The sequence below is a fragment of the Burkholderia sp. L-4 genome (assembly GCF_056856535.1).
In genome coordinates this window covers 488,545-503,608 of the sequence record NZ_JBXEOX010000003.1, presented here as the reverse complement: position 1 = coordinate 503,608, position 15,064 = coordinate 488,545, and the positions used below count along the sequence as shown (strand labels likewise).

Annotated in this window: 11 protein-coding genes and 3 pseudogenes; 6 read left to right on the top strand and 8 right to left on the bottom strand. The window is 61.4% G+C overall.

Annotated elements, in window-relative coordinates:
- Positions 1–76 precede the first annotated feature (76 nt).
- Both AC1VVG_RS32790 and AC1VVG_RS32785 read left to right on the top strand, forming a co-directional pair.
- Positions 77–531: pseudogene (locus AC1VVG_RS32790) on the top strand (IS6 family transposase); the annotation flags it as partial.
- 170 nt (positions 532–701) lie between these two features.
- Positions 702–851, top strand: a pseudogene (locus AC1VVG_RS32785) (helix-turn-helix domain-containing protein); the annotation flags it as partial.
- 208 nt (positions 852–1,059) lie between these two features.
- Here AC1VVG_RS32785 and AC1VVG_RS32780 read toward each other — a convergent pair.
- Positions 1,060–1,458 carry a PIN domain-containing protein gene (locus AC1VVG_RS32780; protein ID WP_034192154.1) on the bottom strand — a complete coding sequence of 133 codons (399 nt, stop codon included), beginning with the start codon at positions 1,456–1,458 and terminating at the stop codon, positions 1,060–1,062.
- On the bottom strand, positions 1,455–1,700 hold the full coding sequence (locus tag AC1VVG_RS32775) for an AbrB/MazE/SpoVT family DNA-binding domain-containing protein (protein WP_034192153.1): 246 nt from the start codon (positions 1,698–1,700) through the stop codon (positions 1,455–1,457). The genes AC1VVG_RS32780 and AC1VVG_RS32775 overlap by 4 nt, the downstream gene beginning before the upstream one ends.
- Positions 1,701–1,878: 178 nt before the next feature.
- Between AC1VVG_RS32775 and AC1VVG_RS32770 the strand changes: the two genes are divergently transcribed.
- Complete coding sequence (locus tag AC1VVG_RS32770) at positions 1,879–2,508, top strand: hypothetical protein (protein ID WP_482837498.1); 630 nt, start codon at positions 1,879–1,881, stop codon at positions 2,506–2,508.
- Between the two features lie 579 nt (positions 2,509–3,087).
- Here AC1VVG_RS32770 and AC1VVG_RS32765 read toward each other — a convergent pair.
- The 4 genes from AC1VVG_RS32765 to AC1VVG_RS32750 form a co-directional block, all read right to left on the bottom strand.
- Positions 3,088–4,653, bottom strand: a complete 1,566-nt coding sequence (locus AC1VVG_RS32765; RefSeq protein WP_059561015.1) for a methyl-accepting chemotaxis protein — start codon at positions 4,651–4,653, stop codon at positions 3,088–3,090.
- Between the two features lie 492 nt (positions 4,654–5,145).
- The gene (locus tag AC1VVG_RS32760; RefSeq protein WP_482837497.1) at positions 5,146–5,619 is read right to left on the bottom strand and encodes a hypothetical protein; all 474 of its coding nucleotides are present in this window, start codon (positions 5,617–5,619) and stop codon (positions 5,146–5,148) included.
- 72 nt (positions 5,620–5,691) lie between these two features.
- A complete protein-coding gene (locus AC1VVG_RS32755) occupies positions 5,692–6,978 on the bottom strand; it encodes an MFS transporter (RefSeq protein ID WP_482837496.1) in 1,287 nt (428 codons plus the stop codon).
- A gap of 48 nt (positions 6,979–7,026) precedes the next feature.
- Positions 7,027–8,451, bottom strand: a complete 1,425-nt coding sequence (locus tag AC1VVG_RS32750; RefSeq protein WP_482837495.1) for a M20 family metallopeptidase — start codon at positions 8,449–8,451, stop codon at positions 7,027–7,029.
- 134 nt (positions 8,452–8,585) lie between these two features.
- Between AC1VVG_RS32750 and AC1VVG_RS32745 the strand changes: the two genes are divergently transcribed.
- Positions 8,586–9,482 carry a LysR family transcriptional regulator gene (locus tag AC1VVG_RS32745; protein WP_482837494.1) on the top strand — a complete coding sequence of 299 codons (897 nt, stop codon included), beginning with the start codon at positions 8,586–8,588 and terminating at the stop codon, positions 9,480–9,482.
- Between the two features lie 267 nt (positions 9,483–9,749).
- Here AC1VVG_RS32745 and AC1VVG_RS32740 read toward each other — a convergent pair whose 3' ends face one another.
- Positions 9,750–10,766, bottom strand: a complete 1,017-nt coding sequence (locus AC1VVG_RS32740) for a 1-aminocyclopropane-1-carboxylate deaminase (RefSeq protein WP_482837493.1) — start codon at positions 10,764–10,766, stop codon at positions 9,750–9,752.
- A gap of 219 nt (positions 10,767–10,985) precedes the next feature.
- Between AC1VVG_RS32740 and AC1VVG_RS32735 the strand changes: the two are divergent.
- Positions 10,986–11,453, top strand: a pseudogene (locus AC1VVG_RS32735) (Lrp/AsnC family transcriptional regulator); the annotation flags it as partial.
- 228 nt (positions 11,454–11,681) lie between these two features.
- A complete protein-coding gene (locus AC1VVG_RS32730) occupies positions 11,682–12,635 on the top strand; it encodes a universal stress protein (protein ID WP_200087755.1) in 954 nt (317 codons plus the stop codon).
- Between the two features lie 12 nt (positions 12,636–12,647).
- Here AC1VVG_RS32730 and AC1VVG_RS32725 read toward each other — a convergent pair whose 3' ends face one another.
- Positions 12,648–14,939, bottom strand: a complete 2,292-nt coding sequence (locus AC1VVG_RS32725; protein ID WP_124608270.1) for a heavy metal translocating P-type ATPase — start codon at positions 14,937–14,939, stop codon at positions 12,648–12,650.
- Between the last annotated feature and the right edge of the window lie 125 nt (positions 14,940–15,064).

The following is a 15,064-nucleotide window of genomic DNA, read 5'->3' as shown; positions in this document are numbered from 1 at the left end:
GATGCGATTCGCCGGCAGATTCGAAAGATCCAAAGCGAAAAATTGCGCATTTCCACCCGACAAGCGGCTTTGTCACGTGTTCGAGCGCGGCGTGATCGTAAGCTATGAAACGATCCGCCGTTGGTGCGACAAGTTCGGCGTCGGTTTCGCCCACCGGATCAAGGCCAGCCGGCGCCGCCTTGGAACCACCTGGCACCTCGACGAAATCTTCGTGACGCTGCGTGGCGAGCCGCATTCGCTGTGGCGCACGGTCGACGAGCAGGGCACCGAAATCGACATCTTGCTGCAGAATCTACGCGACAAGGCCGCAGCCAAACGCTTCTTTCAGCGAGTGCTGCGCTCGTGCTCCGCACCGAACAAGATCGTCACCGATCAGTTGCGCAGCTATCCGGCGGCCAAGGCAGATGTTCCGGAACTCGTAAACGCGGAGCATATTTTCGTCAAAGCGGCTGCCCGCGTGAACAACCGAGCGAGAACAGTCATCAGCCTACACGCGAACGCGAGCGCCGCATGCGAGGCTTCCGGCTTCCGACTGCCGGAGCGCACGCAGGCATTCCTGGGCAGTAATTTTACATAATGCTGATGATCAACTTTTTTGTGTGTAGCAGCTATATCCTAATGTCGTGTTCGGGGGTTTCGGCGCGTGCTGGCGGCGGTTCGAACTGCCGGAGCGCATCGTGGGGCAACCTGGACTGATCACCATGAGCATGCGGGAGCTGGATCGTCTGAAGGTCGTGGAAGCTGTGGTCGAGCAGCGTCTGATGCCTTGGCGGGCCGCGGAGCGGCTCGGGATCAGTCGACGGCAGATTGAACGGCTGGTCGCCCGGTATCGGGCTGCTGGCCCGGCCGGTCCGATTTTTCCAGCGTAGGAGACTCCCAACGAACTTCGTAGCTTCCATCCATTGCGTTTACTGCCGAGGCGGCGCCAATTGCCACGCTCGCAACACTGCACGCCATGAAGAAAGCTTTTTCAGCTTGTACACCTGCTTCGGCTGCCGGCCGTGCGGAGCACTGGCTAGCGCGCCAGGTTGGTTTCCTGTTTATCGGCTTGCACGGCGATTACTTGATCAACTGCATCCCTGCGACCTTGGCGGCCCCGACATCAAAGGTAGCCGTGTACTCACAATCGGCTGCATGGCCGGAACGCTCGATCAGGCAGTCTGCGAAATCCGCCTTTGAAGATGCCGCGTACACGCGAAGTGCCTTTCGCACCGTGTCCGCACCTTCAACTGCCAGTTCCTTGGTGCCGATCATCGAGTCGATGATGTCCTTCATCTGCTCGCGCTCAACGCCGTAGCACCGCCCGAGCACCCACACAACTTCGACCAAGGCGACCTGCGAAACGTATCCCGGCCGCTCGGTCGACAGAGACTCCATCAGCGCCGTCGCCTTCCTCGACTGTACGTCGTCGTCCTGGGCGAAGTAGCGGACCAGCACGTTCGTATCCAATCCGATCATTTCGCGGATGCTCCTTGGTCCGCGATGGCTCGATTCATTTCCTCGATCGACACCGGTTTCGCGGGCTTTTTCACGATGCCCTTGAGCGACGCAAGCGACCGCGTGGCCGGATAGACCTCATACCTGCCAGTTCCCTCGTTAAAGCTGAACTCGATCCGGTCGCCGGCCTGCAAACCAAGCTGATTGCGCACGTCCACGGGAATCGTGACCTGACCCTTTGATGTGATGGTTGCTGCTGTCATGATGGTACCTCCTATATTCCTTACTTTAAGGTAAGGCGATCGCTCACGCAAGGGCAAGATCGATGCATCCACCACACTCGGTCCGACAGGTTCGGCGACCGTCGCACCTTCCCCTGGAAGCCGTTGTCCGGCCCGGGGCCGCCGGCACCCTCCCGATTCTTCCTGGAGCACGTCCATCATGAAAATTTCGTCCACCCGCAGCGGCGCCGTTTCCGAACACACGCAGGACAGCCCGGCCGGGCATCCCGCAGGAAAACCGCGGGCGCCTGCCGCATCGTTAGGACAGCTTTCCGATTTGTCAGCGATGGCTCGCCCGAAGCGGGGTGCAGGTGCAACGGGCCCCGCGATGGGTGCGGACAATGGCACCACGCCGTTTCATGCCGGCACGCAGAACGATTGCGGCCTGCATACCATCGCGTCCCTGACCGGCTGGTCCGAACCCACGGTGGTGCAGAAGCTCGGGCTGTCGGAGCAGGACGTGAAAGACATCAGTGCGCACGGCATGCAGCCCGATACGGTGACCGCCGCGTTCAAGCACATCAACAACGGCAACGTCGAGCATCGCCAGGGCACCGCCGACGATCTCGTCAAGGGGCTGGCTCAATTCCCGGAAGGTCACCAGTTCGCGCTCGGCATGCAGCGCGATTCGGGCATCGGCCACCTGGTGTCCGCGAAACGTGTCGGCGACCGCCTCGATATCACCGATCGTCAAATCAACCAGACGACGTCGGTCCGCAGTGAGCAGGAGCTTCAGCAATACCTGCAGCAACAGGGCGCGTCGAAAATCCACACCTGGTACGACAAGTAAACGGGGCACCGGCAACCGGTGCCCTGCCCGATGCCGGCCGGGCATCGCCGAGCAACGCCTCGGCGGCGGCTCGCGGCTTCCATCTGCCGATCATGCGCCGGACAGGGAGAACGGCATGCCACGCCTATCGTCCGCCGTGACCTGCATCTGCAAGCGCGCGGATGAGCCGGTTCTATCTGGTCGGCGTTCAATGGGAGAAGCCCGGGCGATCCAGGACGCGTTGACCCGATACTCCATGGACGGACGCATGCCGGACCGTGCGATGCTCGATCGAGGCTGACACGACGACATCGGGCTGCGGAACCCGCTGCCGATTCGACACGAGCAATTCGTGCGTCGACAATGGGAAGCCACGACTGCGGAGCGGGAAACACTGAGTCACGCGGGTGCGCAGGCAGACCGCCTTTCCGCGCGCTACGATTCGATCGTCGCATTGCCCGACGCGCTGTCGGGCAACATCCGGCATCAAGGGACCGGGCCATTCGTCCGCGTTCGCTTGACCGCGATTCAGCGCGACGGTGCGCCCGCATGCCGTGCTCGCGAGCGCACCGTCTCTTCCATTCGACAATACGCTCGGCTCTACAGCCCCTCACCTCGTCCAAGCTGAAACACCGACACGACCTCCACGAGTTCCCGGGACTGCTGACGCAGACTGATGGCCGCTGCCGCCGTTTGCTCGACCAACGCGGCGTTTTGCTGCGTCGTACGCTCCATCTGGCCGACGGCTTCGCCGATCTGGGCCACGCCGAGCGATTGCTCGGTGCTGGCGGCGCTGATTTCGCTCATCGTCTCGGTGACGCGACGGATCGAGTTCACGACTTCGGTCATCGCCACCCACGCGCGCTCGACTTCCGCCGAGCCTTGAGCGACGCGCCCCGCGCTCGAGCCGATCAGCTTCTTGATCTCCTTGGCCGCATCGGCCGAACGTCCGGCCAGGCTGCGCACCTCGCTGGCAACGACCGCGAAACCTCTGCCCTGCTCGCCGGCACGCGCAGCCTCGACCGCGGCATTCAAGGCCAGAATGTTCGTCTGAAAGGCAATGCTGTCGATGACACCCGTGATATCCGAGATTCGATGGGAACTGTCGTGGATGCCCTTCATGGTCGCCACAACCTGGTTGATCACTTCGCCGCATTGCGCGGTAACCGTGGACGCGTTCACGGCCAATTGATTCGCTTCGTGAGCGTTATCGGCATTCCGGGCCACCGTGGAACTCAGTTCTTCCATGGACGCGGCGGTTTGCTCGAGCGCACTGGCCTGGCTCTCCGTGCGGGAGCTGAGATCGTCGTTGCCCTGTGCGATTTCGGCACTCGCCGCCGCCAGGTTATCCGAGCCGCGGCGCACATTGGAAACCACGCGAAGAAGTGCAGCTTGCATGTCACGCAAGCTGCCGAGCAATTGGCCGAGTTCGTCCGTGCCATGAACATCGACACGAACGCTAAGGTCGCCTCTGGCCACTCGATGCGCGACGTCCGTCGCGCGCATGAGCGGCCGGGTAATACTGCTGGTGATCAGCCATCCACATACCACGCTCAGCAGCATGCCGACCACGCCGAACGCGATCATCAACGTGCGCCCGAATTGATAATTTGCGTCGATCTCGGCCGCGAGTCCGTCGATTTCCACGCGCTGGTACTTCACCAACGCATCGACTTTGTCGACCAATTGCCGCGCGGTCGGTATGAACTGCTGTTCGAGCAACTGGTCGGCCTGCTCCGCTTTTCCTTCTTTCTTCAACGCATAGATCCGATCCCGGATAGCGAGGAAAAGCTTGCGTTGTTCGCCGATGGCAGCGAACAAGCGCTTTTCCGTGCCCGACGTCATCAGCGCCTCGATGGCCGTTTGCTTCGCCGCAGACACTTTCGATGCAGCAATGGCTTCGTCGTTGAAATAGCTGGCCAGCCCCGGATCGGCACTCTTGGCAATCGCGGTAGTACGCGTAACCGCGACGCTGATTTGCCGGGACCAGTCATTGACCAGCCGTTCGGTCTGCAACGGCTTGGCGACCAGGTCGCGGGTTGCCTGGGCAACGGAAGACAAACGCATCAGTCCGATGACGATCCCGATCAACGACATCGCCAATACCAAGGCAAAACCGAGCCCCAGCCGCTTGCCGATGTTCAACTTCGAAATAACGGTCAACATACCTTTCACTCGTTCATGTTGATGAAAAATTGATGAATTCAAGACACGTGATTAATTCGGTTTACTGAGTATTCTCATTATCGTCACGCATCGAATAAACTTGAGGAAAGATGCCGTTCTGGACAAGGTCCGCGCTTTCCCGTAGCGCCACTCCAGGCGGACATATGTTCTGCCCGCGAAGCGCGGGCGCGTGCCCGGCACTTCGCGCGCATCGTCATGCCGATTACCAGGTGTCGACTGAACCGATCTCGCCTCGGAACGAGAATCGTCGAATATCTTTCAAGCCAACTCGGCTATTCGAGGCGTTGCATCGAGTCCGCTGCCTGTCATGCGTAAAACAAGCCGACATCGCGTGTAGCGGGATACCTGGTCGCGCATGTCGTTCCTGCATACACGCGGGAATCCCGTAGCGACCGGGCCCGTTCTCCGTCATTGAAATGACTCGAATAAATCCGGAAAGCCACACTCCGAAGCAAGACCATTTTTATCGCATCAGTAAATTAATACGTGCTCGGCGATCGCCTGCTTCAACTCCTTCAAAACAAGCGTGAGAAGACGAGATACTTGCATTTCGACCCCGTCGCCCTCGACGGTAACGAGAGCACTCACCCTGTTTCCTTCGATGCTGCCGAGCCAGTCGAGGTCTTGCGGACGTGTCGACCACAATAGCAACGGCACGCCTCGCGGCAATTGACTCAACCGGTCATCCCCGCTCGTCTTCGACGCATTGGACATGCTGCCCGACATCAGCGACTCGCTCCATGCACGGTGTGCATCAGCGGGATCGTCAATCTGGAGAAGCGCCACCTCCGGCACCGCCGCCAAGGAGGCTACGGTCGCTGAAACCGCGGCCACGCCAGGGCTTGGATCAACGACGACACACACGCGGGCCCGCTCCGAAGGCGGTAATAGCCAATTCCACATCGAGGCCTCCAACGATACCGTGTCCAGTTTCCTTGCACTCATTCCGACCTCGCCTCGCATTTCATCGAAACAGTCTCGGACCGCATCCGGTGAAGCAATCGCTCGATGCGCTGCCTATCGAAGATTCAACATCGATCGGCATCCCCGCAATGCACTCAAACTCAGCACGCCGAGCAGCATCAGGTAAAACGCCGGCGATGCCAAATTGCCTGTCTGATGTATCAACGATGCGACGATCAGCGGCGCGAAGCCGCCAAACAGCGTGACGCCGATGTTGTAGCTGATAGCCATACCGGTCGCCCGGGTTCCTGTCGGAAATACTTCCGCCATCAACGCAGGTAGTGCGCCAAAATAGACCGCCTTCAGCGTCCCGATCCAAGCCATCATCGCAATGAGCCTTCCCAGATCGGGATGCGCCCCAAGCAATTTGAAGACCGGATAAATGGTCAAGATAAATGCTGTCCCGGCCCAGGTCATCAGTCTAACGCGGCCGATCTTGTCCGAAAGATAGCCAACGAACGGCGTGACGAACGTCAGGATGCCGCCGGTCAACATCGTTGCGATGAAGCCGAAACTGGCAGGCAGATGAAGCTCGCGTACCGCGTAGGTCGGAATATAAAGAATGACGTAACTGGCGCCAGTGGAAAGGACGAGCGTACCGATCGCCAACAACATTCTGGTTTTCTGATTGACGAACACCTCCCTCACCGGGAACGATTCGGGCCTTTCATGCCTTGCGCCATCGCTCTCATGCACGTGCTTTCGCAAGTACAGGCCGACGGGACCGATCAGCACGCCAAAGAGAAACGGCACGCGCCAACCCCATGAGTCGATCGCGTCTCCATCCAGGGTCAAGGTGAGGAGAACACCAAAACCGGCCGCGAGCATGTAGCTCAATCCCTGACTCGCGAACTGGAAGCTGGCGAACAATCCCTTGCGTTCGGGACACTGCTCCACCAGAAAGGCCGTTGTACTGCCAAATTCGCCGCCCGCGGAAAAACCCTGAAGCAATCGAGCGCAGATCACCAGGATCGGTGCGGTCACCCCGATCGACTCGTAACTCGGCGTCAGTGCGATCGTCGTCGTGCCGACCATCATCGTAACAATCGAAACCATCATCGATGCCTTGCGACCGCGACGATCCGCATACGAACCCAGCACGAGCGCGCCGATCGGCCTGGCCAAATACGAGATCGCGAATGTCCCGAAGGTCAGAAGCAGGGATACCCCACTGCTCGACGCCGGAAAGAAAGCCTTTGAAATCGAGATGGCGAAGAATCCGTAAATCAGTATGTCGAACCACTCCAACGCATTGCCGACGGTTGCGGCAGACACCAGTCGAAAAACGTTTGGCGCTCGTTCCCTTGCCGGCGCGGCATCCACCATTTCCATCGTACGCATCTCATTCTCCGTTAACTTACGATAACAAGTGCATTAAAAATGGGCGTCTTATGCCCGTTCGACACGTGCTCCTTCCCTGCGTCGATCTCGGACGGCGGATGCCGACTCCCCGAGATCCCAGAATATGCCGGCCATGATCTGCAGCGCCTCACGAGCGACGCTTCCAAGCAGGTGTTCGTTCGGGGCATGCTGGGAGCAGGCTCCGTACGAGTGCGGAATCCAGATCGTTGGAAGGCCCAGAACCTCGGAAAAGACGTCGTTTGGCAGAGACCCGCCAAGATTGGGAAGCAAGTCGGGATGCTTTCCCGTCGTCTGCTCGATTGAATCGAGCGCCCATGCGACCCACGGATCTTCCGGCGGCAGACGCGTGGCGCCCATCCGCTCGCCGATCGCAACCTCGACCCTGTCGAAGCCGCACGCGTCGAGGCGACGCCGTAGAACTTCTTCGATACGCTCGCAATCCGTACCGACGACGTATCGGAGTTGGCAATGCGCATGCGCAACGGGAGGAATCGCCCCGATCGGGCTGGTCGGGTTACCGGTGGTGAAGGCCAGTACCTCAAGGGCGTTCCATGCATAGACACGCTCTTGAGCCGTCAAGCCAGGTTCTCCCCAATGACCGTCGACCTGAGGATCGTTGGGACCGCCGCCGACGGCAATATTCTTCAGCGCTGTTCGTACCGCAACCGGAATAGGCTTCGGCAACAGCGCGTCGACGAGGATCCGCCCACGCCCGTCGACGAGCGATGAAATGGCGTTGGCGAGTACGGTTCCGGCATTGCTGAGCGCCCCTCCCCAATTTCCGGAATGATGGGCGCCCGAACGGAGCCGGACGGAAAGCGTGAAGTTGACGAATCCGCGAGACCCAAGAAAAACACACGGGACATTCGATCTGGCCCGGGGGCCGTCCGAAGCGATCAGAAGGTCGGCCGCGAGAAGGTTCTTGTGCTGCTCGCACACCGTGCGTAGCCCAGGCGATCCTGTCTCTTCCCCCATCTCGAGCAGCAGCGTCGCATTGAAACCCAGACGTCGATTCCTGGCCTCGATGACTTGCTCCAACGCGGCCAGGTTGATGGTGTGTTGCCCTTTGTTGTCCGCCGTGCCCCGCCCAAACCACCGGTCTCCTTCAACCGTAATGTTCCATGGCGACATCTGGTCCATCCACTGTCCGTCATAACCACGAACGACATCACCGTGCCCGTACATCAGCATCGTCGGAAGCGAGGGATCCTCGATACGCGTCGCAATCAAAAACGGCGCATGCCCTTCAACGGGGTTTTCGACAATACGCGACTCAAAACCAATACGGCCAATCGATGGGGCAATCTCGTCGACGAGGTATGCTCGAAGCTCGTTCAATCTTCCGGAATCCTGACTTTCCGTCATCATGTGGACGCGACGCGCGAGATCTTTCAGGAATCCACCCGAATCGAAATAGTTTGTGGCAGAGTCGATTGCTTGGCGGCGCGTCATCGTGATCCTCGCGTGTATCGTGGAAGAGCGGTGTGTTCAACCCTGATGAGTCAAGCGTACGGAACCAAAATGCGCACTACAATTGACTTTTTCGCCTGCCCCGCTTTCCGATAACGCAAACTTGGCGGCCCGTCATGCACAACGCTGCACTCCGATACTTCCTTGCCGTTGCAAACACCGGTTCGCTGAGCGAGGCGTCCGACAAGTTGCACGTTTCGATCTCGGCGATCAGCCGCCAGATCACGAAGCTCGAGGAGGAGATCGGCTGCCCGCTTTTCGAGCGTCAGGCGCGTGGCATGGTCCCCAACAAGGCCGGGGAGCTGCTGGCCGCGCATGTCCGGAGAACCCTGCTCGAAGGTCAGCAGGTGATCGAGGAGATCAAGGCGCTGAACTCATTCGATCGAAGCACCATCCGCGTCTCGGCGTCGGAAGCGTTTGCCCGGGATGTTCTCCCTCGCGCCATCACGCAATTCCTGGAAAGGTCACCCGGTACCTGTTTCGAGGTGGCAGTGACTGCGCCTGGCGATGTGACGGCACACGTACGGAGTGGCGAAGCGGATATCGGTCTGACCTTCGGTGTCGTACGAGAGCCGGAGATCAACGTCGAGTACACGCAAAGCGCGCCCATTTGCGCCGTCGTGCCTCGCACTCACGCGCTGGCCGGGCACGCGACCGTGTCGATGGCCGAGTTGCGGAATTTCCCGATTGCCCTGCTGGACCGCGGCACGACGATCCGCCAACTTTTCGATACGACCGCCAGCCTCGAGAATCTGCTCTTTGAGCCCGTTCTGACCTGCAACAACTCGAGCACGCTGTATGCGTTCACTCAAATGTCCGGTGTGGTGTCGCTGACTAGCCGCATGACGGTGCAGGCACGTCTGGCGGCGGACGGCCTGGTAGCAATTCCGATCGATCATCCGGGGATGTCGTTACGCGCGATCCAGATCCAGACGCTGGCCGGACGCGTGTTGTCCACCGTATTGACGGACTTCGTTGGCGAATTGATCAAGCAGTTGCATACGGCCGAGTAGATACGCGGCGGCTTCGTACCGGCTCGTCGCCACCCAGTGCCGGCATGTCACGAACCGCGGCCGATCAAGAGAACACGAACCTGGGCAGGCCCCTTTGGCGTCTGCCCAGGAACGCGCCTTTCCTTTGGTTACCTTTCCTCGGAAGACAAGGAAAAGTGACCGCCGCCCCGCGTAGGGGCGACGCGAATAGACCGTCAGTCGGTAGACCGAATTGTCTGTATGTCCATCGCTTCCGACTCCATCTGGCAGCCGGAACGCAGCCAAGCCTTAACCGTTCTTGAACAAGAAGCTGTAGGCGTTCAGTGCGGGGACGCCGCCGAGGTGCGCATACAAAACCCGGGACCCTTCCGGAAACTCGCCCCGGCGCACCTTATCGATCATCCCGTGCATCGACTTGCCTTCATAAACCGGGTCGGTCAACATCCCCTCGGTCTTCGCGCTCAGTCGAATCGCTTCGAGCGTACCTTCCGACGGGAGGCCGTATTCGGGGCCCCCGTAGCGCGTGTCCAGCACCACATCCGCGTCCTTGATCGGCCGATCGAGTTCCACGAGGTCGGCGGTTTGGCGTGCGATGCGTAGAATCTGCTCGCGCGTCTGCTCGGGTTTGGCCGACGCATCGATCCCGATCACGCGATCCGCGCGTCCGTCCGCCGCGAACCCGACGACCATGCCGGCCTGCGTACTGCCGGTCACCGAACAAACGACGATGTAATCGAACTCGAATCCGAGTTCAGCTTCCTGGGCGCGAACTTCCTCCGCGAAACCGACAAACCCCAGGCCGCCGAGCCGATGCTCGGAACAACCGGCGGGGATCGGATACGGCTTCCCTCCCGCCTTGCGAACGCTCTCCATTGCGTCTTCCCAGCTGGGACGAATGCCGATGTCAAAACCGTCGCTGACCAGCCGAACGTCAGCGCCCATCATGCGAGACATCTGAATATTGCCGACGCGGTCATACACGGCGTCCGAGTAGTTGACCCAATTTTCCTGAACCAGCACGCATTTCAGCCCAAGATGAGCCGCGACTGCCGCGACCTGACGCGTCTGGTTCGACTGGATGCCGCCGATCGATACCAGCGTGTCGGCTCCGCTCGCCAGAACGTCCGGAACGATGTACTCGAGCTTCCGCGTCTTGTTGCCGCCGAACGCCAGACCGCTGTTGCAGTCTTCGCGTTTCGCATAGAGATGAACCTTGCCACCCAGCTCGGTGCTGAGACGGCGCAACTCATGGATGGGGGTGGGGCCGAAGGTCAGCTTGTGGCGAGGAAAGCGATCGAGGTTCACGGAAGTTCTCCGAAAGATGGGTCGGTGGGTTCCGACGCCTGATGTCGTCAGGGCGACCGGGCACGATGAAATTCTAGTTAATTGACCACGAAACGTGCTTGCAAACATACGTTCGTTGTCGTGCCTTGAAATGCAATTTCCGCCATCCGTACGAATGTTTATTTTTTTGAATCGATGAAATAGACAACAAAATTTCTCGACAAATCTCACCCCGATGACGCGAGCCGCGTCGCGCTTGACCGTACGGACAAAGCGATCCTGCGAGCCCTTCAGAAGGACGCATCGATCTCGAACGTTGCGCTGGCGGCGAAGGTGAATTTGAGCGCGCCGGCCTGTCTGCGCCACGTGGAACGGCTCAAGAGTCTGGGTTTGATCCGAGGAATCGTCGCGTTGCTCAACGCTCCTGCCCTCGACACAGGCATGGTCGTCCTCATCGGCGTCGTGCTGGATCGGTCGACTCCCGAATCCTTTTCCGCGTTTGAAAAAGCGGCCCAGAACGTATCCGGATGCGTGGAATGCCACGTGGTGACCGGCGAGTTCGACTACTTCATGGTGCTGTGCACCCGCGGTAGCGAACGCTTCAACCGGCTCCATGCCGAGCAGCTTCTTTATCTTCCCGGCGTGTGTCAGATTCGGACTTTCACGGTGCTCAAACCGGTTTTTCCTTCGACCCAGATCGCTATATAGCGGACGACAGCGAACACGGCATCAGGCCGGGCCGCCTGTTGATACAGCGAGCCATTCCGTTTTCGGAACATGACTTGCCGAGGAACAAAAATACGTGCGGTCGAAAACAATGTGGTTCATGTTTCCTTCTGCCCGCAAAACCTTGGCTTGACGAAGGTCAAACCCGTGAAGACCGCCCGTGCGAAAAATTGCATATGCACGATCGCCGGTTGCCCGCGGGAGACATTCATGAGCACCAGCACTTCCCCCTTCCACGCGACACCCGCTCTCCAGCGGGTGCTGATCGCCGTCGACGGTTCGACGGCATCCGCTCACGCGCTCGCGTATGCCAAAGCGTTCCTCCCGTCGAATGCAGCGGTGCACATCATTAGCGTTGCGGAAAATCCGAGAACGCTCGTCCCGCTCGGATCGAAAACCATGGCGTTCCTCGAATCCGCGCGCGCCGAGTTGCTCGGGGATGCATCTGATACGGTGTCGCGCGCCAAAGCCGCAATGGATCGCGGCGACCTCGTCGTCGACACGGAAGTCATCGACCTCGCCACGCGTGGCGGGGATGTCGTGGATGCGTTGGCCGACAGCGCACAAGCCTGGCAGGCCGACCTCCTGATCGTCGGCACACGTCAGCATCACGGCCTGCTCGGCTGGATCGAAGGCACGGTTTCCGGCCCGCTCGGCAAGCTCGTCGGCTGCCCGCTGCTGATCGTTCCGGACGGTTTCGCGTCGGTTGCCGAACACCTGCCGCGGCGGATGGTGTTCGCCGTCGACGGAAGCGCGATTGCGTTCCACGCATTGCGAACGGGGTTGAAATTCTCGCGACCCGACACCGAATGCCGGGCAATCTACGTGCTCGATCGCCCGACATCGCTGGGTGATTTCGTCCCCGTCGAGACGCTGGAAGGCGCGTTGATCAGCGAAGGCAATCACGTACTGAAAAAGGCCATGACCCTGCTCGACGGCCCACCCGCCGGGCGCGCGCAGTCGCAACTGATTCGAACGGATCGCACCGGTGCGGACGTGCCTCACCTGATCGTGCAAGACGCGCTCGAATGGCATGCGGACCTGATCGTCCTGGGCACCCATGGGCGGCGCGGCGTCACGGGCTGGCTCGTCGGCAGCGTGGCCGGACGCGTTGCACGCATCGCGAAAACGCCGGTTCTTCTCGTGAGTGCGCCGCATGCGTGATGCGTTTCGCCGTCACGCATCCGCTCCGACGGCGTGGAACAGCTCCTCCTCCTGGGCGCAATGCAGGCGCACGATCGCTTCCAGTCCGTACAACAGGCGCTGTATCGCCTGCACCTGCATGGCGTTCGTGCCGTCGCGCGGCAGGTCCGCGACCATCTGCCGGAGCGATCGGACCATCTTGAAGATTTCCCGGTGCGCGCCGCTCATCGCAGCCAGCGGGTCCTCGCCGCCGAGAAGCGGGGCAAGGCGCGCGTAGACGTCCCGATCGTCGGCGCGTTCGTGCGGCAGCAGCCGTTCGTCGAGCGAGTCGATCATCTGGACCAGCTCGCTGGCGATGGCGGCCCCGGATAGTCGCGGCAAGCGATCCGCGAGATCCCTGATCTGGTCCAGCAACGGTGACAATGCCGTGTGCTCGCGCCTGAGCCGCTCGACGTCGGCATCGTCGAGCCGGGCGTTCGTCGGCCTCGGGCGAACCAGCGACACGCGCAACGCATTGACGATGACGACGACGTCGATGACTTCCTGAATCACCGCGCCTGCAATCGGCTGCAGGAATCCGGCCGCCGCAACCATCATCGCGACGACCGACAGCGACATGCCGGCCACCACGCTCTCGAGTGCGATTCGGCGCGACCGTCGTGCGATACGGATCGCATCCACGAGTCGATCCAGCCGATCGACCAGCAGTACCACGTCGGCCGCTTCGGATGACGCGGCCGCCCCCCGCGCCCCCATCGCGATACCGACGTCGGCGGCCGCCAGCGCCGGTGCGTCGTTCACGCCGTCGCCGACCATGATCGTCACGCCCTCCTTGCGCGCGGCCTGAATCGCGACGAGCTTGTCCGTCGGCGTCTGCTCGGCACGCACGTCGGTGACACCCAGCAACTCGCCGACGGCCTGGGCGATGTCCCGCCGGTCGCCGGTGAGCATGACGAGGCGCTCGACGCCTTCTCGTTTCAACAGCCGCAACGCCCGCGGCGTTTCCAGCCGCACCTGGTCGGCCATCTGGATCGCGCCGATCATGATGCCGTCGACGCCGACGAACACGGCAGCCCCGCCCTCGTTGCCGACCCGCTTGAGGAATGCGTCGCTCCACGGGGCGATCGCCGAACAGGCGGACACGTACCCGAACTTGCCGATCGCGACGGTCCGGTTGCCGACCCGGCCCGTCACGCCCTCGCCCGCCGTTTCCACGACGACCGACGGCGGCGACAGATCGATCCGGCGTTCCCGTGCGGCAACCGTCAGCGCATCCGAAATCACGTGCCCCGAAGCCTGGCCCAACGACGCCGCGAAACGCAGCACCTCGGCCGCCCCGACGCCCGTCTCGCATTCGATCGCCACGATGCGGGCCCGCCCTCCCGTCAGCGTCCCGGTCTTGTCGAAGAACAGGATCGTCGCTTGCGCAAGGCGTTCCAGCGCGCCCCCACCCTTGACCAGGATGCCGCGCTTCGAACAACGCGACATGCCCGACACGATGGCGACCGGGACGGCGAGGATCAACGGACAAGGCGTGGCCACGACGAGCACGGCGAGCGCACGGGCGACGTCCCCGGTCAGCACCCAGGCGATGCCGGCGACGAGCAGCGACGCGAGCACGAAGAAGGCGGCATATCGATCCGCGAGGCGCACGGACGGACTGCGCTCGCGTTGCGCGCGAGCGACCATGCGGACGATACCGGCAAACGTGCTGTCGCCCGCCGTCGTGCGGGCAACCATGTCGAACGGCGCACCGGCGTTGACCGCGCCGCTGCATGCGTTTTCCCCCGAGCGCCGCCGCTGGATGGACGACTCGCCCGTCAGCATGGATTCGTCGAGTTCCGCGTCATCCGTCAACGTGCCGTCGACTGGCACGCATTCGCCGCTTCGTACGAGCAACCTGTCACCGGGAACGAGGGTCTCGACGGCAACGGAACGCCATTCGCCGTTCTCGAACCGGGTTGCCTGCCGAGGCGCGCGAGCGAGCAGCGCGGTCATCTCGCGTTGCGCGCGGTCTTGCGCATACCGCTCCAGCGTCCGGCCGCTTGCCAGCATCAAGGCAATGACCGCGGCAGTCAGGGTCTCGTCGAGCGCGATCGCCAGACCGATCGCGAGCCACGCGAGCACATCGATGCCGGCTTGCCGCCTCGCCACGGCCCTGCCAACGGATACCGTCAACGCGAACAAGACCGGCAGCGCACCCAGCAGCCAGACGACGCGCGCGAACGAAGGCAGGCCGAACGCGATGCACGCGCCTCCTGCAGCGAGCGTGACGGCCGCCAGAATCAGCAACGCAAGATCGATCGACCAGGGAATGCGCGACATGACGATTGTTCCGATCGCCGTGCATGGAGGCGTTCACTGCATCCTGTTCCGGTTGCAGACGGCGTGACATCAGTCTAGGGAGCGCCGCGGTTCGACCGTTGACATGGGTCAGCACGATGCGCGTC

Bases quoted from the DNA above. Each gene is read 5' to 3' on its own strand.
- AC1VVG_RS32780 (WP_034192154.1), bottom strand. From the start codon at position 1,458: ATGATCGGATTGGATACGAACGTGCTGGTCCGCTACTTCGCCCAGGAC.
- AC1VVG_RS32760 (WP_482837497.1), bottom strand. From the start codon at position 5,619: ATGAGTGCAAGGAAACTGGACACGGTATCGTTGGAGGCCTCGATGTGG.
- AC1VVG_RS32765 (WP_059561015.1), bottom strand. From the start codon at position 4,653: ATGTTGACCGTTATTTCGAAGTTGAACATCGGCAAGCGGCTGGGGCTC.
- AC1VVG_RS32755 (WP_482837496.1), bottom strand. From the start codon at position 6,978: ATGCGTACGATGGAAATGGTGGATGCCGCGCCGGCAAGGGAACGAGCG.
- AC1VVG_RS32725 (WP_124608270.1), bottom strand. From the start codon at position 14,939: ATGTCGCGCATTCCCTGGTCGATCGATCTTGCGTTGCTGATTCTGGCG.
- AC1VVG_RS32750 (WP_482837495.1), bottom strand. From the start codon at position 8,451: ATGACGCGCCGCCAAGCAATCGACTCTGCCACAAACTATTTCGATTCG.
- AC1VVG_RS32730 (WP_200087755.1), top strand. From the start codon at position 11,682: ATGAGCACCAGCACTTCCCCCTTCCACGCGACACCCGCTCTCCAGCGG.
- AC1VVG_RS32745 (WP_482837494.1), top strand. From the start codon at position 8,586: ATGCACAACGCTGCACTCCGATACTTCCTTGCCGTTGCAAACACCGGT.
- AC1VVG_RS32770 (WP_482837498.1), top strand. From the start codon at position 1,879: ATGAAAATTTCGTCCACCCGCAGCGGCGCCGTTTCCGAACACACGCAG.
- AC1VVG_RS32775 (WP_034192153.1), bottom strand. From the start codon at position 1,700: ATGACAGCAGCAACCATCACATCAAAGGGTCAGGTCACGATTCCCGTG.